The following is a 23,188-nucleotide window of genomic DNA, read 5'->3' as shown; positions in this document are numbered from 1 at the left end:
GCGCAGACAGTCGAGCAGACTGGGGTTAGTGTTCGGCTACCTGGATGCGCTTAGCAATCGTGCTTCGATTATTAATCCCGTCCGGGCTTTTTTAGTGCCCAAAAGGCAGTTTAAGTACAAGGAAATCCGCAGCGATGGCGTACTACCGCACTCCTCTCGACGTGACCACCCTACCCGCTTGGCACGCGCTGACCGAACACCGTAAAACCATGCAGAATTTCAGCATGCGTGAAGCGTTCAGTGCAGACCCGCAGCGTTTTAATGAGTTCACCCTTAGTAGCTGTGGGCTGTTCCTCGATTACTCTAAAAACCTGATCACTCCTGAAACCCGCAATTTACTGGTAAATCTGGCCAACGAAGTCGACCTCAAGGGCGCAATCAAAGCGCTGTTTGACGGCCAAATCGTTAACGCATCCGAAGGTCGTCCAGCCTTGCACACCGCGCTGCGCCGACCAGTAGGCGACAAGCTGTCGGTGAACGGCGTCAACGTGATGCCCGAAGTACACAAAGTGCTTAATCAAATCACCGACCTGGTGGGCCGTATCCACGATGGTTTATGGCGCGGGTATACCGAAAAACCGATTACCGACGTGGTAAACATCGGTATCGGTGGATCGTTCCTCGGCCCTGAGTTGGTGTCCGAAGCGCTGTTGTCCTACGCGCAAAAAGGCGTGCGCTGCCATTATTTAGCCAACATCGACGGCAGTGAGTTTCATGAACTGACGATGAAGCTTCGCGCCGAGACCACACTTTTCATCGTGTCCTCCAAGTCATTCAACACCCTGGAAACCCTGAAGAACGCACAAGCTGCTCGTGCTTGGTACTTGGCCCAAGGTGGCTCAGAGGCAGAGCTTTATCGGCACTTCATCGCGGTTTCCAGCAACAACGCCGCAGCCGTCGCCTTCGGTATCCGCGAAGAAAATATCTTCCCGATGTGGGATTGGGTTGGCGGTCGCTACTCGCTATGGTCAGCCATCGGCTTGCCGATCGCGTTGGCCATCGGCATGTCCAACTTCAAAGAATTGCTGTCCGGCGCTTCATCCATGGACCAACATTTCCAAAGCGCGCCGTTTGAACAAAACATGCCGGTGCTGTTGGGGCTGCTTGGTGTTTGGTACGGGAACTTCTGGGGTGCAAAAAGCCACGCGATCCTGCCGTATGACCACTACCTGCGCAACATCACCAAGCATTTGCAACAGTTGGACATGGAATCCAACGGTAAAAGCGTGCGCCAGGACGGCACGCCGGTATCAACCGACACGGGCCCGGTTATCTGGGGCGGCGTCGGCTGCAACGGCCAGCATGCTTACCACCAGTTGCTGCACCAAGGCACCCAAATGATTCCGGCCGACTTCATCGTGCCGATTGTCAGCTTCAACCCGGTTGCCGATCACCATCAGTGGCTGTACGCCAACTGCTTGTCACAAAGCCAGGCACTGATGATGGGCAAAACCCACGCCGAAGCTGAGGCTGAGCTACGCGACAAAGGCATGGCCGAGGCGGACGTGCAGAAACTTGCTCCGCACAAAGTGATCCCGGGTAACCGCCCAAGCAACACATTGGTCGTTGAGCGCATCAGCCCTCGTCGTTTAGGCGCCTTGGTGGCGATGTATGAACATAAGGTGTTCGTACAGAGCGTCATTTGGGGGATCAACGCATTTGACCAATGGGGCGTTGAACTGGGTAAGGAATTGGGTAAAGGCGTCTTCAACCGCTTAACCGGTTCCATCGAAGAGCCCGCCGACGATGCGTCGACCCAAGGCTTGATCAATTACTTCCGTGGTCGTCATCGCGGCTGATCTTTCTCCGATAATGAAAAACCCGCCCCTGGATAAAGCGGCGGGTTTTTTGCTGTCTGACGCATCGTAACGGCGGCGCCATGCCCCTTGAACCCATTCCCACCAAAGCGCACCCTGATGAAATGTAAGGCCAATAAGAATTAGGATGTGCCCATGTTCGATATCAGCCAATTCCCTATCGCCAATGCCGTGCGTATTGCCGCGCAGCTCAGCGAAGACGACTATCAGACGCTGTATCAACAATCGATTGATAGCCCGAATACATTCTGGGCCGAGCAGGCCAAGCGCTTTCTATACTGGTCAAAACCCTGGCAACAGGTGCAGCAGGCGGACTTCAAAACCGGAGACGCCATCTGGTTCAAGGGCGGTGAGCTGAACGTCAGCTATAACTGCATCGACCGCCATTTAGAAGACCGAGCCGAGCAGATAGCGCTCATTTGGGAAGGCGATAACCCATCCGAGTCCGCTGAAATCACCTACAAAAAACTGCACCACAACGTTGGGCGCTTGGCTAACGTACTCAAAGGCCGTGGTGTACAAAAGGGTGATCGGGTGTGTATTTACATGCCTATGATCCCCGAGGCCGCCTATGCGATGCTGGCCTGCGCGCGTATCGGGGCAGTGCACTCAGTGGTGTTTGGTGGATTTTCACCGGATGCCCTGCGTGATCGAATACTAGATGCTGACTGCCGTATGGTGATCACCGCGGATGAAGGCGTGCGCGGCGGTAAATATAGTGGACTTAAAGAAAACGTCGACACTGCGCTGCTGGGTTGTCCGGACGTTCATACCGTTTTGGTGGTGGAACGCACTCAAGGTGAAATCGGCTGGGTGACCGGTCGCGATATCTGGTACCACGAAGCCGTTAGTGGCATCAGTAGCCATTGCCCGCCCGAACCGATGGACGCCGAAGACCCGCTGTTTATTCTCTACACGTCGGGCAGCACCGGCAAACCCAAAGGCGTCTTGCATACCACTGGCGGCTACCTGCTCCAGGCGGCGATGACGTTTCAATACGTGTTCGACTACCGTGACGGTGAAGTCTTCTGGTGCACCGCCGACGTAGGCTGGGTCACCGGCCATAGTTACCTCGTTTACGGCCCACTGGCCAACGGCGCGACCACGCTGATTTTCGAAGGCACTCCCAACTTTCCCGACGCCTCGCGATTCTGGCAAGTCATCGACAAGCATCAGGTCAATATTTTCTACACTGCACCTACTGCGTTGCGCGCACTAATGCGTGAGGGCCCGGCAGCATTGCAAAGCACTTCCCGTGACAGCCTGCGCCTGTTGGGTAGCGTCGGAGAACCCATCAACCCGCAAGCATGGGAATGGTATTTCCATAAAGTCGGCAAAGAACGCTGCCCCATCATCGATACTTGGTGGCAGACCGAAACCGGCGGCATCATGCTCAGCCCACTGATCAGCGCTCAATACCTCAAACCCGGCTGCGCTACGCGCCCGATGTTTGGCGTACAACCGGTGCTACTGGATGAGCAAGGTAAGGAAATCAGTGGCGCTGGCAACGGTCTTTTAGCTATCAAAGCCAGTTGGCCGGGGCAGATCCGTAGTATTTATGGTGACCGACAGCGCCTGGTTGAAACCTACTTCAAGCCCTATCCCGGTTACTATTTCACTGGCGACGGCGCACGCCGCGATGACGACGGCGATTACTGGATCACCGGTCGTGTGGACGATGTCATTAATGTGTCGGGACACCGCATCGGCACGGCGGAAGTTGAAAGCGCTCTGCTGCTGCATGACACCATTGCCGAAGCTGCGGTGGTCGGGTATCCCCACGATATTAAGGGAATAGGCATTTACGCGTTCGTCACGCCCGTAAAGGGAGTTGAGGCAGACGATGCACTGAAGAAACAATTGCTGGCGCACGTCACTAAGGAGATTGGCAATTTTGCCAAGCCCGATTTTATTCAGTGGGTCTCAGCATTGCCGAAAACTCGCTCGGGCAAAATCATGCGTCGCATCCTGCGCAAGATCGCCAGCAATGAACTCGACAGCTTGGGTGATACTTCGACGCTAGCCGAGCCGAGCGTGGTCGAAGACCTGATTAATAAACGTCTGAACCGCTGACTTGACGAGAACCCATGGAATTCATTCGTAGCCGCATCGAAACCCAAGTCATGAGCCTGACCGGATTGTCTCTTGGCCAATTGGACCTAGAGAACCCAAAGGGCGATCCAGGTCTGTTCGGACCTCAAGCTATTTGCTGGCAAGTACATGCCGACTTCAGCAGCATGTTGATCGGAGGCATTAGCGCTTTATTACTGCAAGCTTTGCACCCGCTAGCCTTGGCCGGGGTCTGGGACCACTCGACGTTTCGCCAGGACATGATGGGGCGCTTGCGCCGCACGGGACAATTTATCGCCGGTACCACGTTCGGCTCGACTCAAGACGCTAACTGGCTGATTGAGAAGGTCCGCACCATTCACCTGCAAGTGACCGGAACCGCGCTCGACGGACGGCCGTATGCGGCCAGTGACCCTGACCTGCTGACATGGGTGCATGTCGCTGAGGTCAGCAGCTTTTTAGGTGCCCATTTGCGCTACCGCAACCCCGATCTGTCCATAGCCGATCAGGATCGGTATTACGCAGAAGTCGCCTCCATCGCCGAACGGCTTGGTGCACGTGACATACCCCGCTCACGTCAAGCGGTTGCCGATTACCTTGAACGAATGCTTCCCCAGCTCGTATGCGATGAACGCAGCCTTGAAGTGCTAAGGCTACTAAGGGCCGCGCCCGCACCAAGCCGCTTGGCCAAGCCATTTGGCGTGTTGATGATGCAAGCTGGTATCGAGTTATTGCCGCTCTGGGCCTGCAGTCTGCTTGGTCTGAGCCAACATCCATTGCAGCGCTCGTTTATCCGCGCAAGCATTAACCGTAGTTCGCCGATATTGCGCTGGGCAATGCGTGACAGCTCGGTCCACCGCGCCCATCGGCGAATGGGCCTGGCTTACAAATAGGCGAACTTAAGCCATCGTTGGAACCCACCCGCGGATGTGTGACACCATATGCCACCGTTGTCATCGCCGCTACCGCAGCGAATCGGGCCGAACAGACCTGGGCTGACGCACATTTATCAACTGTGAGGACCTGCCATGCAAGACGTCGTAATTGTTGCCGCTACCCGTACCGCAGTCGGTGCATTTCAGGGGGCTTTGGCAAATATTTCCGCAGTCGATCTAGGCGCTGCCGTCATTCGCCAACTGCTGGCACAAACCGGCCTCGATCCGGCGCAAGTCGACGAGGTGATCATGGGGCACGTATTGACAGCTGGCGCAGGACAGAATCCTGCCCGTCAATCCGCAATCAAGGCAGGGCTTCCCTTCGCCGTTCCAGCCATGACACTGAACAAGGTCTGCGGCTCGGGATTGAAAGCGTTGCATTTAGCAACCCAGGCCATTCGTTGTGGCGATGCCGACGTAATAATCGCTGGCGGCCAGGAAAATATGAGCTTGGCCAACTACGTAATACCTGGCGCACGAACCGGTCTGCGAATGGGCCACAGCACCTTGATCGACACCATGATCAGCGACGGTTTGTGGGATGCATTCAATGATTACCACATGGGCATTACCGCCGAAAATCTAGCCGACAAATACAGCATCTCCCGTGAAGCACAGGACGCGTTCGCTGCCGCGTCGCAGCAGAAAGCCGTAGCGGCCATCGAAACCGGGCGTTTCGTTGATGAAATCACCCCGATTCTAATTCCGCAGCGCAAAGGCGACCCTGTATCGTTCGCTACTGACGAGCAACCACGCGCGGGCACCACTGCCGAATCGCTGGGCAAACTCAAGCCTGCGTTTAAAAAAGACGGCACCGTGACGGCGGGCAATGCTTCGTCGCTGAATGACGGCGCTGCTGCGGTCATTTTGATGAGCGCAGCTAAGGCCGAGAAACTCGGGCTGCCGGTGCTTGCACGCATCGCGGCATACGCCAACGCAGGCGTCGACCCGGCAATCATGGGCATTGGCCCAGTCAGCGCCACCCGCCGCTGCCTCGAAAAGGCCGGCTGGTCGATTGACCAACTGGACCTCATCGAAGCCAACGAAGCCTTCGCCGCTCAATCGTTGTCGGTGGCCAAAGAGTTGGGCTGGGACATGAACAAAGTCAACGTTAACGGCGGCGCCATTGCATTGGGCCACCCGATTGGCGCGTCAGGCTGCCGCGTACTGGTGACCTTGCTGCACGAGATGATCAAGCGCGATGCCAAAAAAGGCTTGGCAACCCTGTGCATCGGCGGTGGTCAGGGCGTGGCATTGGCATTGTCCCGCTAATAAAATCAACTGAAAGAGCCAACTTGTGGAGTTCAGATCAGGCAAATCCTGATCCCCTGTGGGAGTGAATTCATTCACAAATGAAATCGCTACCACAGGATGCATCGGGGCGATCTGTCGCTTAACTGCTAAACTGCCGCGCCCATTTCCAATCCAAGGCGCGGTGTATGTCCTCCCTGAACCAGGCGCTGAGCGTCGCCCTCGATAACCGTCAGTCATTGCTCGCCGAGCTGCATGAACAGGGCACGGATTGCTATCGCTTGTTTCACGGCAGCCAAGAAGGCGCCAGCGGCCTGACTATCGACCGTTATGGCCCGCAATTACTGGTGCAGAGCTTTCACCACACGCTCGAACGCGACGAACTGCTAGCGTTGCATGCCGCCGTTAATACCCGTCTGAGGCTCGATACGCTATTGGTCTACAACGACCGCTCACACGGCAATTCACGCATCGACCGCAACGACGCTGTCTTTACAGCAGAAGATGCGGCGCTAGGTGAATTGATTGGCCATGAGTGGGGATTAAACTATCGCGTACGCGGACGCCATGCAGGACAAGATCCGCTGTTGTTTCTCGATTTGCGCAACACCCGGGGCTGGATCAAACACCATAGCGCCGGAAAAACCGTACTCAACCTGTTTTCCTACACCTGCGGTGTTGGCCTGAGTGCGGCTGCCGGTGGTGCGCGAGAGGTGTGCAACCTAGATTTTGCAGAAGGCAATCTCGCCGTCGGCCGCGAAAATGGGTTGTTGAACCCCGCACTAAAACCGATGAAGTTCGTGCAATCCGACTATTTTCCTGCCATCCGTCAACTGGCAGGGCTGCCCATCGCGCCCCGTCGTGCAAACAAACTGCCAGACTACCCGCGTTTAACACAGCGACAATACGACTTCGTCTTTCTCGATCCGCCTGCGTGGGCAAAAAGTGCGTTCGGCACCGTGGATTTGCTTCGTGATTACCAAAGCTTGCTCAAACCTGCCGTACTCACCACTGCCGCTAATGGGGTGCTGATTTGCTGCAATAATCTGGCGAAAGTCAGCATGGAGGATTGGCGCGAACAGGTTCTACGCTGCGCGACTAAAGCCGGGCGCCCGGTACGCGAATGGCAAGTACTGACACCGGGCAGCGACTTTCCGTCTATGGACCAGCAACCGCCACTCAAAACGTTGATTTTGCAGTTTTAACCAAGCACAACCCAGGACGATTCCTACAGCAGACGAGGCTATTTCTTCTGAACCAGTTTCGCGTGCCATACTCCAAACACCTCCGATAGAGAGACGACGCCTCACATGTCCAAAGGATTGATACGCGCCATTGGCGCCTTGCTGACCGTCATCGCACTTTACAGCGTATTGGGCTTTTTGATTTTGCCCGGCATCGCACTGCGTATCGTCAACCAACAACTGGCCAACTACTCTACGGTTCCAGCAAAGCTGGATCGGTTGGAACTCAACCCCTTCAGCCTGGAAGTGAACCTGTGGGGCCTGAACATCGGTACGCCGGGTCAGGAACAGATTGGCTTTGAGCGCCTGTACATCAACCTGCAAATCGACAGCATCTGGACCGGCGCCCTGCACTTGTCCGACATTGAACTGGATAAACCCAAGACCCAGTTGCTGTTCGCCAAGGACGGATCGCTGAACGTGGAGCAGCTGTTCAAACTTCCGCCAAGTGAACCTGCCAAGGATAAAACGCCCAGCAAACCGTTCCCGATCCGCATCGATCAAATCAAACTTGCCGATGGCTATGTTCATTTCCAAGATCTGCGGCCCAGCAAACCGATCGAATTTTTGTATAACGCGCTCAACTTCGAATTGAAGAATCTCAGCACTCTGCCCGAAGACAACGCCGACATGACCTTGGTCGCAGCAGGCCCTGAAGGCGGTCAGATTGATTGGGTTGGACACATCAGCCTGGTTCCGATTACCTCGCAAGGCAAACTCAAAGTCACTGACGGCAGAATGAAAGTCTGGTGGCCGTATGTACGCGACGCCTTGCCGCTGGCGCTAAAGGATGGCGTTCTCAATTTCAGCACCGATTACACGCTGAGTCTGGCGAAGGAAACCGAACTTCTATTAAGCAATACCGCGCTGAGCATTGCCCCTCTGGCGATAGATACTCCTGATGGCAGGCCGTTGGTGCGCCTTGAACGGCTCGATATAAGCGACACGTCCATTGATCTGGCTAAGCAGCTCGTCAAGATTGGCAATATTCGCAGTAATAAACTCGAAACCTGGGCCGCTCGCGAAGCCGACGGCCAACTCGATTGGCAGAAGCTGTTCGCCAGCCAGCCAAAAAAACCAACACCTGCGGCTATAAAGGCACCCGCCGCCGCGGCAGGTAATGCACCTGAAATCGCAGCACAACCTGTAGCACCGAGCAAACCCTGGCAAGTGCTGTTACGTGATGCGCAATTACGCAATTACCAAATTCATCTGGCAGACCGCACCCCAAAAGAGCCGGTAATGTTAGATGTAGGCCCACTGAATGTGGACATACAAAATTTCGACAGTCTAAACAAATCACCTTTTACGCTTAAGCTCGACACAGGGCTTGGTAAGCAAGGGCACATTACCGCAACTGGCGACGTCAATCTGAGCCCGGTCAGCGCCAAACTACAGGTCAATACCAAAGACATCGACCTGCGTTTGGCGCAATCCTATATCACTCCGCTTATCCGCCTTGAATTGCGCAGCGGTATGCTCGGTAGTGATTTAGCGGTCAACCTGAAAAGTACCGAGCCTTTGGCCCTCGGTATTACCGGCAAGGCTCAAATAGACCAACTGCACACCCTCGACACGATCAAACAGCGCGACTTTTTAAAATGGCAGCAACTGGCCCTTGAAGGTCTGGACTTCGAGCTCGGCGATCACCTGACGATTGCCAAAGTCAACCTGCTGCAACCGTATGCACGATTCATGATCAACGACGACCGCACCACTAACATTGATGACCTGCTGATTAAACAACCTGCAGACAGCGCTAAAACGGTCGCTAATGCTGCGGCAACCGCTGCAGAGAAAGGTGTCAAGCCAATGGGTATCCGCATCGGCGAGGTAAATATCAAAGACGGTTCGGCCAACTTCGCCGATTTAAGCCTCACGCCGAACTTCGCCACCGCGATTCAGCAGCTCAATGGCAAAATTGGCACCCTCGATAATCGTCAGTCAAAGCCTGCGACCGTCGATATCAACGGCAAGGTTGACCGTTACGCGCCAGTCACCATCAAGGGCAGCCTGAATCCCTTCGACCCCTTGGCAAGCCTGGACATTGCCACCAGCTTCAAGCGCGTGGAATTGACCACGTTGACACCGTACTCAGGGAAATTTGCGGGCTTTCGCATCCGTAAGGGCCGCCTTAATCTCGACCTGCATTACATGATCGCCAAAGGCCAGCTCAAGGCCGAAAACAAAGTGGTAGTCGACGGACTGCAACTGGGCGAAAAAGTCGACAGCCCAAATGCAGTCGATTTACCCATTCGTTTGGCCATCGCCCTGCTCAAGGATACCGATGGCAAGATCTCCATTGAACTGCCGATATCCGGTGACTTGAACAGCCCGCAATTCAGCGTGATGCCCATTGTCTGGCAAACACTGCGTAATTTGGTATTACGTGCCGCTCAGGCGCCCTTTAAGTTCATTGGCGGACTCATCAGTGGCGGCGACTCTCAAGACCTCGGTACGGTAGCGTTTGCGCCTGGCGCCACAGACCTGAGCCCAGATGCTCAGTCAGCCCTCAACAAGCTTTCAGCCGCCTTGAAAGAGCGCCCAACGCTACGCCTGGAGATAGAGGGCACCAGCGCGGAAAGCAGTGACGGTCCGTTAATTGCTGAACAACGTCTTCAGCGGGAATACCAAAGTACCTTTTACAAGATTCTTCAGCGACGCGGCGACAAGGTTCCAGCACAGGCATCACTGCTGCAAGTACCGGAAAGTGAAAAACCGCCAATGCTGGAAGCAATCTACCGCGACCGCTTGAAACAGCAGCCGCCAGTTGAGTGGACCAATCAGGGCAAAGAAGACCGTACGGCAAAAATGCGTGCCGCAGTGATCAAATCCTGGAGTTCCAACGCGGTGCTACTTCGCCAGTTGGGGCAAGCACGCGCCAGCAGCATCAAGGATTATCTCGTTGATAAAGCGAAACTGGCAGATGAGCGAATTTTCTTTGTGGATGCCAGCTTGGGCCAAGCAGAAGCGGATGGTCGAGTAATCAGCCAATTACATTTGGACAGCGATTAAACCATGCGAACGAGCAACGTTTTGCTTCTGATAGTGGCCGGTGTGATGGGACAAGCGCAGGCCGACTCCCTGCGTTGTGGGAGTCAGCTGATAAATAGTGGGGATCACGAGTTTGAGGTACAGCAAAAATGCGGCGAACCTGCTGCGCGTAACCTAATTGGTTATCTACGTAGCCCCAACCGGCGAGAAGAAGTCAAAATTGATGAGTGGATATACGGACCTAGCAACGGTATGTATCAGTACCTGCGATTCGAAGGGGGCCGTCTGGTAGGAATTAACAGTAAGCGCGGCAACTGATTTCCGACGCTGCTCAATGACTGAACTTAAAATAGAACAGGCCCCGACAACTACGTCGAGACCTGTAATAAACACACCCGTATAGCCTCGCGTTAATTTCGATACCTCACCGGACACCGTCCTTCGTTATCCGCTGGTACTATCAATAGTCATTGCGAGCGGCTGGACATCACTCAGCTTTAAGGCCTGCGGCGGACACGGCTTTGACACCTTTGATTTTCTTAGTGATCGCAACAGCCATATCTTTCTGGGTTTGGGTGATGGCTACAGTTGATGAAAGGGAGACCACGCCTTTGTTGGTTTCTACCTTAATGTCGGTACCAGGAATGCCTTTCTCAGTCACCAAATCGGATTTAACCTTGGTGGTGATCCAAGTGTCCGATGTCGCTTCCCCTGCCTTGGTCATTTCGCCAGCAACAACCATTGGAGCTTGAGTTGTTGTGGTTTGGGCGAAAGCCGAGTTAGCCATAGACAATGTAATAGCTGTGGCAGCAGCGGCAGCAATAGCGAACTTATTCATATTCATACGAGTCACTCCTGTTTTTCTCAAAGTCTGCGCCAGTCTCGCTGACAGCAGGGTTACAGGTTGTATCGCAAGCGCTGTGCCATTTTTTAATATAAAAAAAGCATCTTAAAAACATACAGTTACGTAATAATTCAAAGGCTTTAATCATGCAATTTGCACGTTCCACCCCTAACTTGCGTGCAGGATGCATGTTTTCATAGCTGAATTATTGGCTGAAACCCTAACTCTCTAAAAGTATTAGTAAATTAGTCTGATATTTCCGAGGCAAGCAAGGGACCAGCCTCGTTCAGAAGTACCGAAACACATAATCCCGTTTTCGATTTCTGATCAGAGAATTCCAGTTGGACTTCTGCACCGATCCGCTGCGCGATTGCATTAACTATGGAAAGACCCAAACCTGATCCCACCTGATCGCTCCCGAGCGTTCGGTAAAACGGGTCGAATACTCGAAGCCTTTCCTTAGCCGAAATCCCTGGGCCTGAATCCTTGATTTGCAACCTCGCACGATGACCATCAAAAGAGACTGACAAGTCGACTCGTCCATCAACGGGCGTGTAACGAATGGCGTTATCAACCAGATTTTTGATCACAGTGACCAGATCCAATTCATGAACCATCACCCATACGTCCTGATCTCCCTCCACCCCAATATCAATATGCTTGGCTTCGGCCAAAGGAAGCAGATCCTCCAAGACGTGCCGATAAAGGCTTAAAACAGAGACCGCAGACGTTGGCAGGTCTAGAGCTGCTTGAGCTTTAGCGAAGGTTAGCAGCTGATCGAGAAGGTTCCGGCTTCGCTCAATGCCTCGACGTAACAGCACCAACCGCGTTTTTGCCTCCGCAGACATTTCAGCCTCAGCCAAGCGTTCAGCCTGCAGCGAAAGTGCTGTCAACGGCGACCGAAGTTCGTGCGCTGCATCCGCGACAAAGCGCCGCTGAGAATCCATTGATTGCGCGACACGGCTTAGCAAACGGTTGATTGCGATAACAAAGGGGCGGATCTCTAGCGGTAGGTGGCTTTCTTTAACCGGATGTAACTCTTGCTCGGCGCGCTGATCTATTTCAAGGGACAAGACCGCAATCGGGCGAAAAATCTTGCGTACAAGGTCGGCGACTACCAGCAGTAAGATCGGCACCAAAATTAGAAGTGGAATAACAGAGCGCAACGCGCTGTCGCGTGCTATTTCATCGCGAACACTTGTTTCTTGCGCCAGTGCAATTCGCTGTTTAGTGGCCAAGGTTTTAACCAGCACTCGGAAAGGTTCGCCCGCAACATCTAAGGTATGCAAACCATCCGACAAAGTGGTGGGCAACGGTAATGGCGCGTAGGCATCACTTCCCTGAACCTTGGCGTCGCCATCCGCGAGATATTGGACGATAACGCGAAACTCAGCGACTTCATCCTTGGCCTGGCTGTCTTTACTGAAACCTGCTATGGGGAGATGCTGCCGGTCATAGATCGACGCCACCTGACGTAACACGTCATCTTGCAGTTCGTGGGCCTCGTCAAACGCGGACACAAATGAAAAAACGCCAGCTGCAAAGGCCACCACTAGAATCGCCACTGCCAAAGAAAAAGACAGCCTGAGCTGAACCGAGTCACTTAAGCGCTTTTTGAAACCATCCATCCAACCCCCCTGACGTTTTTGATCACTTCGCTCCCAAGTTTGCGACGCAGGGCGTGGATTAGAAATTCAACCGCGTTGCTTTCAACTTCTTCCCCCCAACCGTAGATGCGGTCCTCAAGATCGCTACGAGAAAGAATCGCACCCGGCCGCACCAGTAGCGCATGCAGCAGGGCGAACTCACGATTGGAAAGTTGCACCGGGGCACCGTTACTCACTACAGACTCGCGCGTAGCCGGGTCAAGTGACAGCGTGCCGTTGCTGAGTATAGGAATCGCGCTGCCGCCTTTACGCCGAAGCACCGCACGCATGCGTGCAAGTAACTCGGCCATCTCGAACGGCTTAAGCACGTAATCATCAGCGCCTCCGTCCAAACCACTTAACCGATCATCAAGGCCATCTCGTGCAGTGATAATTAGCAACGGCACTGGATTGTTACTGCCGCGGATGCTGCGCAATACCTCCAACCCATCCTTACCAGGCAGCCCTAGGTCCAGTAGCACCAAGTCGTAGTGCTGGCTTGCAAGTGTCGTAAGCGCTGTCTGACCATTTTTCACCCAGTCTGCCGCATAGGACGAATCCTTTAGCGCCGCCTGAATGGTTTCTCCGATCATCACGTCATCTTCAACCAGCAGTACCCGCATACCTACGCCCCTGTCTTTTCAACAGACTCGATAGTAGCGAGTACTAGCTGCGGCGCCTACTTACCTTGAACTGAATCAAACACCTTAACCAAATCAGTCATCGCTGCTTTGCAGTCGGTTTGACTTGGGGTATTGGCCCTCAGCGCTTCCAGGGAGCGATCGATAGCCTTATCAATAAGATGCCAATCATCTGCTGCGCGAGGTTTCAAACCTGCTTCGGCGGAGTCCCAAGAGAGCTCCAAATCCTTAATGCGCGTTTTAGCAGCGGGTAGGTCACCCTTGTCGACAATAACTGCCACATCGGCGGCGATGTTACGAAACGCTGACAAATCGCCCAGTTTGGAAGGCAGCTTGGCCTGGCTGGTTGAAGAGGTCTGAACCGACGTCGCCGCAGGAACAGCGCCTAGTTTTGCCTTGTCGTCCGGTTTCGAGCATCCGGCAGCAAGGGCTAAAAGAGCAATAGCTGAGGCAATCGAGGCTGAACGGACTAGCGAATTAAAACTGTACATAATTTTTACCTGAATTAATTTAAGTGGGTTATTTCGTGATTTTTGCAGAGGTGCGGCTGCCAACGGTGATTTGCGCTACTGCCACCAGTATCACAATTACGGTCAAAAACAGTGCGCTGGTCCACATGGCGCCCATACCTAAACCGCCATAGGTTTTCGCTTGAGTCAGCAGGTCGCCGAGAGATGCGCCAAATGGGCGAGTCAGAATATAGCCAATCCAGAACGTCAAGACGGCGTTGCCACCAAGGCGCCAAGCGATGTAGCTAAGCGCAATCAAAGCACCGAATATCATGGCACCCAGCGTGAACCCGAGCGCTAGCGCCTCAGTTGCCAGGTCACCTGCGGCTGTGCCCAACGCGAACGTGCAAAGAATAGTTGCCCAGTAAAATAGCTCTCTACGCAGTGTGGATATCTCGTGGATAGAAAGGGTTCGTTCGACCTGATACCAAATCGCGAAAATCGCCGCCAATGTCACGGCAAATACTCCGGTACTGGTGTACAAACTCACGCCCAAGCCATCGGTCAGCAGATCGGTAATCTGTGTACCCACCACACTGACCAACACCACCGTCAGCCAGTAAGTCCAAGGCGTATGGCGTCGTGTGCGCAGTTGCAGAATCAAGGCGACAGTTAATAGCCCGGCCATCACCCAACTCGTCAACCCCTGCCCCCATCCGGCGTCGACAGCCAGATAATCGGCGCCGGTTTCACCGACAGTGGTCGACATGATCTTGATGATCCAAAACGATAGGGTTACTTCGGGAACCTTATTTAGCCAGCTTGATACTGTAGATGTTGTTTGGGCGGTCATTGGGGGTTAGCTCCTGACGATGCGAGTAAGTCATGCCGCCATTGTGGCTGGCGAAACTTAGGCCACCCATAGCAGCGCAAAATCAAAAAAAAACCGCTTCCTCCATGAGAGAAAACGGTTTCTTCAGCAAAACCAAGAGCCCGTATTAGCAACAGGCCTTCAGTCCATGTTTAGCGTCGGGTTAGTTAAACCCCGGAAGCTTTTGCTGCTGCTACGTCTTTGATCGACAGCTTGATACGGCCGCGATTATCGACATCCAATACCAGCACCTCAACCTCCTGACCTTCTTGCAGTACGTCGGTCACCTTCTCAACGCGAGCATCGCTCAGCATGGAGATGTGAACCAGACCGTCTTTGCCTGGCAGAATGTTAACAAATGCGCCGAAGTCGACGATGCGCTCAACCTTACCGATGTAGATTTTGCCGATTTCAGCCTCAGCAGTGATGCCCAGAACGCGCTGACGTGCTGCCTCAGCCGCTTCTTTGGTTTCGCCGAAGATTTTGATGGTGCCATCGTCTTCAATGTCGATAGAAGCTTTGGTTTCTTCACAGATCGCACGGATAGTCGCACCGCCTTTACCGATAACATCACGGATTTTGTCGGTGTCGATTTTCATCGCGATCATGGTCGGTGCGTTTTCCGACAACTCGGTACGCGAACCGGCAAGGATCTTGTTCATCTGGCCAAGGATGTTCAGGCGCGCTTCCAGGGCTTGGCCCAGAGCGATTTCCATGATTTCTTCGGTGATGCCCTTGATCTTGATGTCCATCTGCAGCGCGGTAACACCCTTGGCGGTACCGGCTACTTTGAAGTCCATGTCGCCCAAGTGATCTTCGTCACCAAGGATGTCGGTCAGGATGGCGAACTTGTCACCTTCTTTAACCAGACCCATGGCAATACCGGCCACCGGTGCTTTCATCGGTACGCCAGCGTCCATCAATGCCAGGGAAGCACCGCACACCGACGCCATGGAGCTGGAGCCGTTGGATTCGGTGATTTCCGACACAATGCGGATGGTGTAAGGGAACACGTCGGCAGCAGGCAACATGGCCTGTACGCTGCGACGAGCCAAACGACCGTGACCGATTTCGCGACGGCCAGCGCCACCCATGCGACCACATTCACCTACCGAGAACGGAGGGAAGTTGTAGTGCAGCATGAACGGGTCTTTGCGTTCGCCTTCCAGGGTGTCGAGCAGCTGTGCGTCCCGTGCGGTGCCCAGGGTCGCTACAACCAGCGCCTGAGTTTCGCCACGGGTGAACAGTGCCGAACCGTGAGTCTTCGGCAACACGCCGACTTCGATGTTCAGTGGACGCACAGTGCGAGTGTCACGGCCGTCGATACGTGGCTTGCCGTTGACGATATTCTCGCGCACGGTGCGGTATTCGATTTCGCCGAAGGCTGCTTTGACTTCGCTGGAAGAAGGCTGGCCTTCTTCGCCGGATAGCTTGGCAACGATCTGATCGCGCAACTCGCCCAGACGAGAATAACGCTCGTGCTTGACGGTGATGGTGTAAGCCTCGGAAATCGCGTCACCAAACTCACCACGAATCGCGGCCAGCAAAGCGGTGGCTTCAGGCTTCGGTTGCCAGTCCCAAGTAGGTTTGGCTGTTTCAGCGGCCAGTTCTTTGATGGCATTGATCACCACCTGGAATTCGTCATGGGCGAACAGAACGGCGCCCAACATCTGGTCTTCGGTCAGCTCTTTGGCTTCCGATTCAACCATCAATACCGCTTCCGACGTACCGGCAACAACCATGTCCAGGCTCGAAGCCTTGAGTTGCTCGTAAGTCGGGTTCAACAGATAGCCGGTGCTTTCGTGGAAAGCAACGCGCGCGCAACCGATAGGGCCGTCGAACGGGATACCGGAGATTGCCAATGCAGCCGATGTACCAATCATGGCGGCAACGTCTGGATCAGTCTTTTTGCTGGTGGACAGAACGGTGCAGACAACCTGCACTTCGTTCATGAAACCTTCTGGAAACAGCGGACGGATCGGACGGTCGATCAGACGCGAAGTCAGGGTTTCTTTTTCGGAGGGGCGGCCTTCACGTTTGAAAAAACCGCCGGGGATCTTGCCGGCTGCGTAGGTCTTTTCCTGGTAATGAACGGAAAGAGGGAAGAAGCCTTTACCTGCGTCAGCTTGCTTGGCACCGACCACAGTCACTAATACGCTGACGTCGTCGTCAACGGTGACCAATACTGCGCCGGAAGCTTGACGGGCGATACGGCCAGTCTCGAGGGTGACGGTCGATTGACCGAACTGGAACTTCTTGATTACCGGGTTCACGGTTTCCTACCTTCTTTGGTGGCTCTTGGGGGAACTGGTTTCTTGCGAATTCTTGGGCAGTGAAAGGGTTCGGACCTATCGACCGTCCAGATAAAACTTGAGGCTGGAAGCCTGCCAGACCCATCGAGTGAACTCGAGAAATCTTGGCAGACAACCAACCTCTATCGACATCGCTATTAGCGACGCAGACCCAGACGACCGATCAGGGCGCTGTAACGGCTAACTTCTTTGCCTTTCAGGTAATCCAACAGCTTGCGACGCTGGTTTACCATGCGGATCAGACCACGACGTGAGTGGTGATCTTTACCGTTGATCTTGAAGTGACCCTGCAATTTGTTGATGTTGGCGGTCAGCAGTGCAACTTGCACTTCTGGTGAGCCAGTATCACCAACAGCTTGCTGGTAGTCGGCAACGATTTGAGCTTTTTCTTCAACGCTGAGTGCCATGTGGGCAATCCTTAATCACGGAAACCGCTCGAGAGAGACGATTTCAATAGGCCGAGGGCAAACCCCCGTATTTTAAAATGAGTTGTGACCGCGCCTACTGACAGCCACCCTCGTTCGGTCATTCTGACCGAATCAATCGACGCGGCGCGATGCGCCCGTCTTCACTCACTTCACCAATACCGATGAAGCGACCTTCATGATCTTGCACGCGAACCATGCCGAATTGCGGTGCATCCGGTGCTCTGACTGGCTGACCATGCAACCAGTAGAACGAACTGTGTTCCGAAAATTGAAGCAGCGGCCAATGCAGCAAACCACTGTCCGATGGCATCAAGAAGCGATCAACCGCTTCGTTGCCGCCGTCGGCGTGTACTTGCTCCAACTCTTCCAGCGTCACTGTTTGTGCCAAGCTGAAAGGACCGGCCTGGGTACGGCGCAACTCAGCAACGTAAGCGCCACACCCTAGCTTTTCGCCAATATCCTCAACCAATGTGCGGATATAGGTGCCTTTGGTGCAGTCAACTGCGAGACACGCTGTATCTGCTTCGCACTCAAGTAATTCCAAGCGCGCAATAGTAACAGAACGCGGTTCGCGCTCCACCACTTCCCCGGCTCTGGCTAACTTGTATAAAGGTTGCCCATCCCGCTTTAGCGCAGAGTACATCGGCGGTATCTGACTGATTTCACCGCGAAAACCCGGTAAAACCAATTCGATATCGGCGCGACCAACGGTTACCGGACGAACTTGTAGCACATCGCCTTCCGCATCGGCGGTGGTGGTGGTTTTGCCCAACTGCATTCTGGTTTCGTATGCTTTGTCCGAATCGAGCAAATATTGGGAAAACTTGGTAGCTTCGCCAAAGCATAACGGTAATACACCGGTTGCAAGGGGATCAAGACTGCCAGTGTGCCCAGCCTTCTGCGCGTTAAGCAACCAACGAACTTTCTGCAACGCAGCGTTGGAGGTAAATCCCAGAGGCTTGTCAAGCAGGATGATCCCACTGACATTGCGGCGTATACGCTTGACCTGGGCCATGTGCGTTACTCCTTGCTGGTTTCTGGCTTGTCACTGTCTGGCGTAATGCTTTGCGGAGCGCCTACCGGGTGCTGACCATCTTCGGCAACGGCACGCTCGATGAGCGCTGACAGATGAGCACCACGCACGACACTTTCGTCGTAGTGGAAGTGCAACTGCGGAACGCTGCGCAGTTTCATTTCGCGAGCCAACTGCATGCGCAAGAAACCTGCTGCCGAGTTAAGCACTTTGATGGTCTGCGCAATTTCTTCGGCGCTGTCTTGCCCCATCACCGTCATGAAAATCTTGGCATGACCGACGTCACGACTGACGTCGACGGCGGTAATGGTCACCAGACCGACACGCGGGTCTTTGATTTCGCGGCGGATCAACTGAGCCAGCTCACGCTGCATCTGATCGCCAATACGTTGGGTACGGCTATATTCTTTTGCCATGTCTACTACCTGTCACCGACCTAGGGCGAAACCCTCGCGGTCTGAAAGCGGCAAACGCCCGGCCTGACAAAAGTCAGACCGGGCGTTGCGTTTAGAGCCCATGAACGACCGCTTGGCATTTGCATGCTGGGGTCGACCATGGCTCTTGAAGCTCGCGGCTTAGAGGCTGCGAGCCACTTGGACCTTCTCAAAGACTTCGATCTTGTCACCGGCCTTGACGTCGTTGTAGCTCTTCACGCCTATACCGCATTCCATGCCGGCACGTACTTCGGAAGCGTCATCTTTAAAGCGGCGCAGGGATTCCAGCTCGCCTTCGAAGATAACGATGTCTTCACGCAGTACACGGATTGGACGGTTACGGTGAACAACACCTTCAAGAACCATGCAACCAGCGATCGCGCCAAACTTCGGCGAACGGAACACGTCACGTACTTCCGCGATACCCAGGATATTTTCCCGAACGTCGCTGCCAAGCATACCGGTGAGGGCTTTCTTGACGTCTTCGATAATGTCGTAGATTACGTTGTAATAACGCATATCCAGACCTTCCTGCTCGACTATCTTGCGAGCGCCAGAATCGGCACGCACGTTGAAGCCAAACAGTACAGCGTTGGAAGCCAATGCCAGGTTAGCGTCGCTCTCGGTGATACCACCGACACCGCCACCGACCACTCGCACTTGCACTTCGTCGTTGCCCAGGCCATTCAAGGCACCGTTCAACGCTTCCAACGAACCACGGACATCAGATTTGAGGACGATATTAAGCGTCTTCTTCTCTTCCTGGCCCATGTTCTCGAAGATGTTTTCCAGCTTGCCAGCATGAGCGCGCGCTAGTTTGACTTCACGGTATTTGCCTTGACGGAACAAAGCCACTTCACGGGCTTTCTTCTCGTCCGACAGCACGCTGAGTTCGTCACCAGCTTCCGGGGTACCGTCCAGGCCGAGGATCTCGACAGGGATGGAAGGACCAGCTTCCTTGATCGATTTGCCGTTCTCGTCGAGCATGGCGCGAATGCGGCCATAGTTCGAACCCACCAGCACCATGTCGCCTTGGCGCAACGTACCGTCTTGAACCAGAACAGTTGCAACCGGGCCACGACCTTTGTCGAGACGCGATTCAACTACTACACCACGGCCAGGAGCCGATGGAGTCGCTTTTAGTTCCAGTACTTCGGCTTGCAACAGGACGGCTTCGAGCAGTTCGTCTACACCAGTACCCACTTTCGCGGAGACTGAGACGAAAGGCGTGTCGCCACCCCATTCTTCTGACGTAACGCCGTAAACAGACAGTTCGCTACGGATACGATCAAGATCAGCACCCGGCTTGTCGATTTTGTTCACTGCTACAACCAACGGAACACCGGCGGCCTTGGCATGTTGAACAGCTTCGATGGTCTGCGGCATAACGCCGTCGTCCGCAGCAACTACCAGAATCACGATGTCGGTGGCCTTGGCACCACGGGCACGCATTGCGGTAAACGCAGCGTGACCAGGGGTGTCAAGGAAAGTCACCATGCCACGGTCAGTTTCAACGTGGTATGCACCAATGTGCTGGGTGATGCCACCGGCTTCGCCAGCTGCAACCTTGGCACGACGGATGTAGTCGAGCAGCGAGGTTTTACCATGGTCAACGTGACCCATTACGGTCACTACTGGCGCACGGGAGAACGTCTCTCCTTCAAACTTCAGCGATTCGGCCAACGAATCTTCCAGGGCATTGTCACTGACCAGTCTGACCTTGTGGCCCAACTCTTCAGCAATCAACTGGGCAGTTTCCTGATCCAGTACCTGGTTGATGGTCACCGGAGTACCCATCTTGAACATGAACTTGATGACTTCAGCAGCCTTGACCGACATCTGCGCTGACAACTCGCCGACAGTAATGGTCTCGCCGATAGCAACGTCACGAACAACAGGGCCGGTTGGGCTCTGGAAACCGTGAGCATTACGCTTCTTCAACTTGGCCTTGCCGCGACCGCCACGACGAAAGCTGTCGCTTTCTTCGTCGGTGGTACGAGGCGCAACGCGTGGTGCAGGCGCTTTCTCTTTAACAGAGGCGCGATGCGGCGCGTTTTTACGGTCGCCATCACCACCGGTGCTACGACGATTGTTGTCATCGGCACGTGGCTTATCTGGACGACGCTGCTCGTCGTTTCTTTTGCGCGCATCAGCAACTGGAGTAGCTGCAACCGGCGCTTCACGCACAGGTTCAGCAACTGGAGCAGGTGCCGGAGCGGCGGCAACGGCTGGAGTCGATTGCGCAGCAGCAGGCTGATTGCGCGAATCTTCTTCGTTACGACGCTTAGCTTCTTCTTCAGTCTTCTGACGCGCAGCGTTTTCTACAGCACGACGATCATCAAGCTCGCGCTTGCGCTCGGCTTCGATTTCTTCCGGGCTGCGCTGTACAAAAACTTTCTTCTTGCGTACTTCAACGCTAATGCTCTTACTTCCAGCAACGCGCAGGGTGCTAGTGGTTTTGCGCTGCAAAGTGATCTTGCGTGGCTCTTCCACTTTAGCCTTGTGACCGCTTTTCAAATGCGTCAACAGGGCTTGTTTCTCTATGTCGGTCACAACTTGCTCGGCGGCGGTGTGCGGCAGACCTGCCTCACGCATCTGCTGTAACAGGCGCTCTACCGGTGTGTCGACCACTGTGGCCAGTTCTTTCACCGTGACTTGCGTCATGCACTTCTCTCCTCAGGCCGCGCCTACTTACTCGAACCAATGGGCTCGGGCGGCCATGATCAACTTGCCGGCACGAATATCGTCAATGCCGTCGATGTCGAGCAGGTCGTCAATAGACTGCTCGGCCAGGTCTTCGCGGGTAACTACGCCGCGCACCGCCAGTTCCATCGCCAAATCCTTGTCCATACCCTCAAGCGAGAGCAGGTCTTCGGCCGGATGGGCGTCTGCCAGCTTTTCCTCAGTAGCGATGGCTTTAGTCAACAACCGATCCTTGGCCCGAGCGCGAAGCTCGTTGACGGTTTCTTCGTCAAAGCCGTCGATGTTGAGCATTTCTTCCAACGGTACGTAGGCAATCTCTTCCAGGCTAGTAAAGCCTTCATCAACCAGCACTTGGGCAAGGTCTTCATCGACTTCCAGCTCTTCGATAAAGTTACGCAAGATATCGCCGGTCTCTGCCTGCTGCTTGGCCTGGATGTCTGATTCGGTCATGACGTTCAGGGTCCAACCAGTCAACTGGCTAGCCAAACGAACGTTCTGACCGCCGCGACCAATGGCCTGAGCCAGATTGTCTGCGCCAACGGCGATGTCCATTGCGTGGGCATCTTCGTCGACGATAATCGCCGCCACTTCAGCAGGCGACATGGCGTTAATTACGAACTGTGCAGGGTTATCGTCCCAAAGCACGATGTCCACACGCTCTCCGCCCAGTTCGCCAGAAACAGCCTGAACGCGCGAACCACGCATGCCTATACAAGCACCCTGCGGATCAATTCGCTTGTCTTTGGAGCGAACAGCGATTTTTGCACGCGAACCCGGGTCACGTGAGGCAGCCATCACCTCAATGAGCCCTTCGGAGATTTCCGGTACTTCGATCCGGAACAACTCAATCAGCATCTCTGGCGCAGTACGCGACAGAATCAACTGAGGCCCACGGTTTTCAGTGCGAATTTCTTTAAGCAGTGCACGAACGCGAACACCTACGCGGAAAGTTTCCCGCGAAATAATGTCTTCACGCGCTAGCAACGCTTCGGCATTGTTGCCAAGGTCGACGATGACATTGTCACGCGTAACCTTTTTAACAGTACCCGAAATGATTTCACCCAGACGCTCGCGGTAGGCATCTACCACTTGAGCGCGTTCAGCTTCACGAACCTTCTGCACGATGACCTGTTTAGCAGTCTGCGCAGCGATTCGACCGAACTCAATGGAGTCGATTTTAATTTCAACTACATCACCGGCAACTGCACCCGGCTGTTTTTCCTGAGCTTGATCTACAGCCAATTCATGCGCCGGGTCGTCGAGATCTTCATCTTCAACAACTGTCCAGCGTCGGAACGTCTCGTAATTACCCGTCTGGCGATTAATCTCCACACGCAGTTCGACTTCATCCTCAAAACGCTTTTTGGTAGCGGTGGCAAGAGCCAGCTCCAGCGCTTCAAAAATAACACCTGCCGGAACGCCCTTTTCATTGGACACCGACTCAACAACCAGCAGTACTTCTTTGCTCATCGTACGCCTCGCCTTTCGCAAGCCATTGGATCCGCGGGATCCGCGT

The 23,188-nt window shown here is 54.3% G+C and carries 18 protein-coding genes; 7 read left to right on the top strand and 11 right to left on the bottom strand.

What is annotated here, in order from left to right:
• Positions 1-134 precede the first annotated feature (134 nt).
• The 7 genes from pgi (at position 135) to RGW60_RS22995 (ending at position 10,629) form a co-directional block, all read left to right on the top strand.
• Positions 135-1,799, top strand: coding sequence for a glucose-6-phosphate isomerase (gene pgi / locus RGW60_RS23025; protein WP_322206781.1), 1,665 nt, complete (start codon positions 135-137; stop codon positions 1,797-1,799).
• 153 nt (positions 1,800-1,952) lie between these two features.
• A complete protein-coding gene (acs, locus tag RGW60_RS23020) occupies positions 1,953-3,890 on the top strand; it encodes an acetate--CoA ligase (RefSeq protein WP_322206779.1) in 1,938 nt (645 codons plus the stop codon).
• Between the two features lie 14 nt (positions 3,891-3,904).
• Complete coding sequence (locus RGW60_RS23015) at positions 3,905-4,780, top strand: oxygenase MpaB family protein (protein ID WP_322206778.1); 876 nt, start codon at positions 3,905-3,907, stop codon at positions 4,778-4,780.
• A gap of 135 nt (positions 4,781-4,915) precedes the next feature.
• Positions 4,916-6,094: an acetyl-CoA C-acetyltransferase gene (locus tag RGW60_RS23010; RefSeq protein WP_322206777.1), complete on the top strand. Its 1,179-nt coding sequence runs from the start codon at positions 4,916-4,918 to the stop codon at positions 6,092-6,094.
• A 167-nt stretch (positions 6,095-6,261) separates the two neighbouring features.
• Positions 6,262-7,278, top strand: coding sequence for a class I SAM-dependent rRNA methyltransferase (locus RGW60_RS23005; protein WP_322206775.1), 1,017 nt, complete (start codon positions 6,262-6,264; stop codon positions 7,276-7,278).
• 105 nt (positions 7,279-7,383) lie between these two features.
• Positions 7,384-10,332, top strand: coding sequence for a DUF748 domain-containing protein (locus RGW60_RS23000; RefSeq protein ID WP_322206774.1), 2,949 nt, complete (start codon positions 7,384-7,386; stop codon positions 10,330-10,332).
• A gap of 3 nt (positions 10,333-10,335) precedes the next feature.
• Positions 10,336-10,629, top strand: coding sequence for a DUF2845 domain-containing protein (locus tag RGW60_RS22995; RefSeq protein ID WP_322206772.1), 294 nt, complete (start codon positions 10,336-10,338; stop codon positions 10,627-10,629).
• Positions 10,630-10,798: 169 nt separating this feature from the next.
• Here the strand turns inward: RGW60_RS22995 and RGW60_RS22990 are convergent, their stop codons facing one another.
• The 11 genes from RGW60_RS22990 to nusA form a co-directional block, all read right to left on the bottom strand.
• Complete coding sequence (locus tag RGW60_RS22990) at positions 10,799-11,149, bottom strand: BON domain-containing protein (RefSeq protein WP_322207004.1); 351 nt, start codon at positions 11,147-11,149, stop codon at positions 10,799-10,801.
• 251 nt (positions 11,150-11,400) lie between these two features.
• Positions 11,401-12,783, bottom strand: a complete 1,383-nt coding sequence (locus tag RGW60_RS22985; protein WP_322206771.1) for a sensor histidine kinase — start codon at positions 12,781-12,783, stop codon at positions 11,401-11,403.
• Positions 12,759-13,424 (bottom strand): response regulator transcription factor, encoded by a 666-nt coding sequence (locus RGW60_RS22980; RefSeq protein ID WP_322206770.1) that lies wholly within the window; start codon positions 13,422-13,424, stop codon positions 12,759-12,761. The genes RGW60_RS22985 and RGW60_RS22980 overlap by 25 nt, the downstream gene beginning before the upstream one ends.
• 56 nt (positions 13,425-13,480) lie before the next feature.
• Positions 13,481-13,933, bottom strand: coding sequence for a hypothetical protein (locus tag RGW60_RS22975; RefSeq protein WP_322206769.1), 453 nt, complete (start codon positions 13,931-13,933; stop codon positions 13,481-13,483).
• Positions 13,934-13,961: 28 nt separating this feature from the next.
• Entirely contained in the window at positions 13,962-14,744 is a 783-nt protein-coding gene (locus RGW60_RS22970; protein ID WP_322206768.1) for a hypothetical protein, read from the bottom strand.
• A 185-nt stretch (positions 14,745-14,929) separates the two neighbouring features.
• Positions 14,930-17,035 (bottom strand): polyribonucleotide nucleotidyltransferase, encoded by a 2,106-nt coding sequence (gene pnp / locus RGW60_RS22965; RefSeq protein ID WP_322206766.1) that lies wholly within the window; start codon positions 17,033-17,035, stop codon positions 14,930-14,932.
• Between the two features lie 176 nt (positions 17,036-17,211).
• Positions 17,212-17,481, bottom strand: a complete 270-nt coding sequence (rpsO, locus tag RGW60_RS22960; RefSeq protein ID WP_299832411.1) for a 30S ribosomal protein S15 — start codon at positions 17,479-17,481, stop codon at positions 17,212-17,214.
• A 118-nt stretch (positions 17,482-17,599) separates the two neighbouring features.
• Positions 17,600-18,517 (bottom strand): tRNA pseudouridine(55) synthase TruB, encoded by a 918-nt coding sequence (truB, locus tag RGW60_RS22955; RefSeq protein ID WP_322206765.1) that lies wholly within the window; start codon positions 18,515-18,517, stop codon positions 17,600-17,602.
• A 5-nt stretch (positions 18,518-18,522) separates the two neighbouring features.
• Positions 18,523-18,951, bottom strand: a complete 429-nt coding sequence (gene rbfA / locus RGW60_RS22950; protein ID WP_322206764.1) for a 30S ribosome-binding factor RbfA — start codon at positions 18,949-18,951, stop codon at positions 18,523-18,525.
• Positions 18,952-19,110: 159 nt separating this feature from the next.
• Positions 19,111-21,633, bottom strand: coding sequence for a translation initiation factor IF-2 (gene infB, locus RGW60_RS22945; protein ID WP_322206763.1), 2,523 nt, complete (start codon positions 21,631-21,633; stop codon positions 19,111-19,113).
• 27 nt (positions 21,634-21,660) lie between these two features.
• The gene (gene nusA / locus RGW60_RS22940; protein ID WP_322167628.1) at positions 21,661-23,142 is read right to left on the bottom strand and encodes a transcription termination factor NusA; all 1,482 of its coding nucleotides are present in this window, start codon (positions 23,140-23,142) and stop codon (positions 21,661-21,663) included.
• Between the last annotated feature and the right edge of the window lie 46 nt (positions 23,143-23,188).

It is taken from the genome of Pseudomonas sp. AB6 (assembly GCF_034314105.1).
Lineage (GTDB): Bacteria > Pseudomonadota > Gammaproteobacteria > Pseudomonadales > Pseudomonadaceae > Aquipseudomonas.
This window is presented reverse-complemented; position numbering and strand designations above follow the sequence as displayed.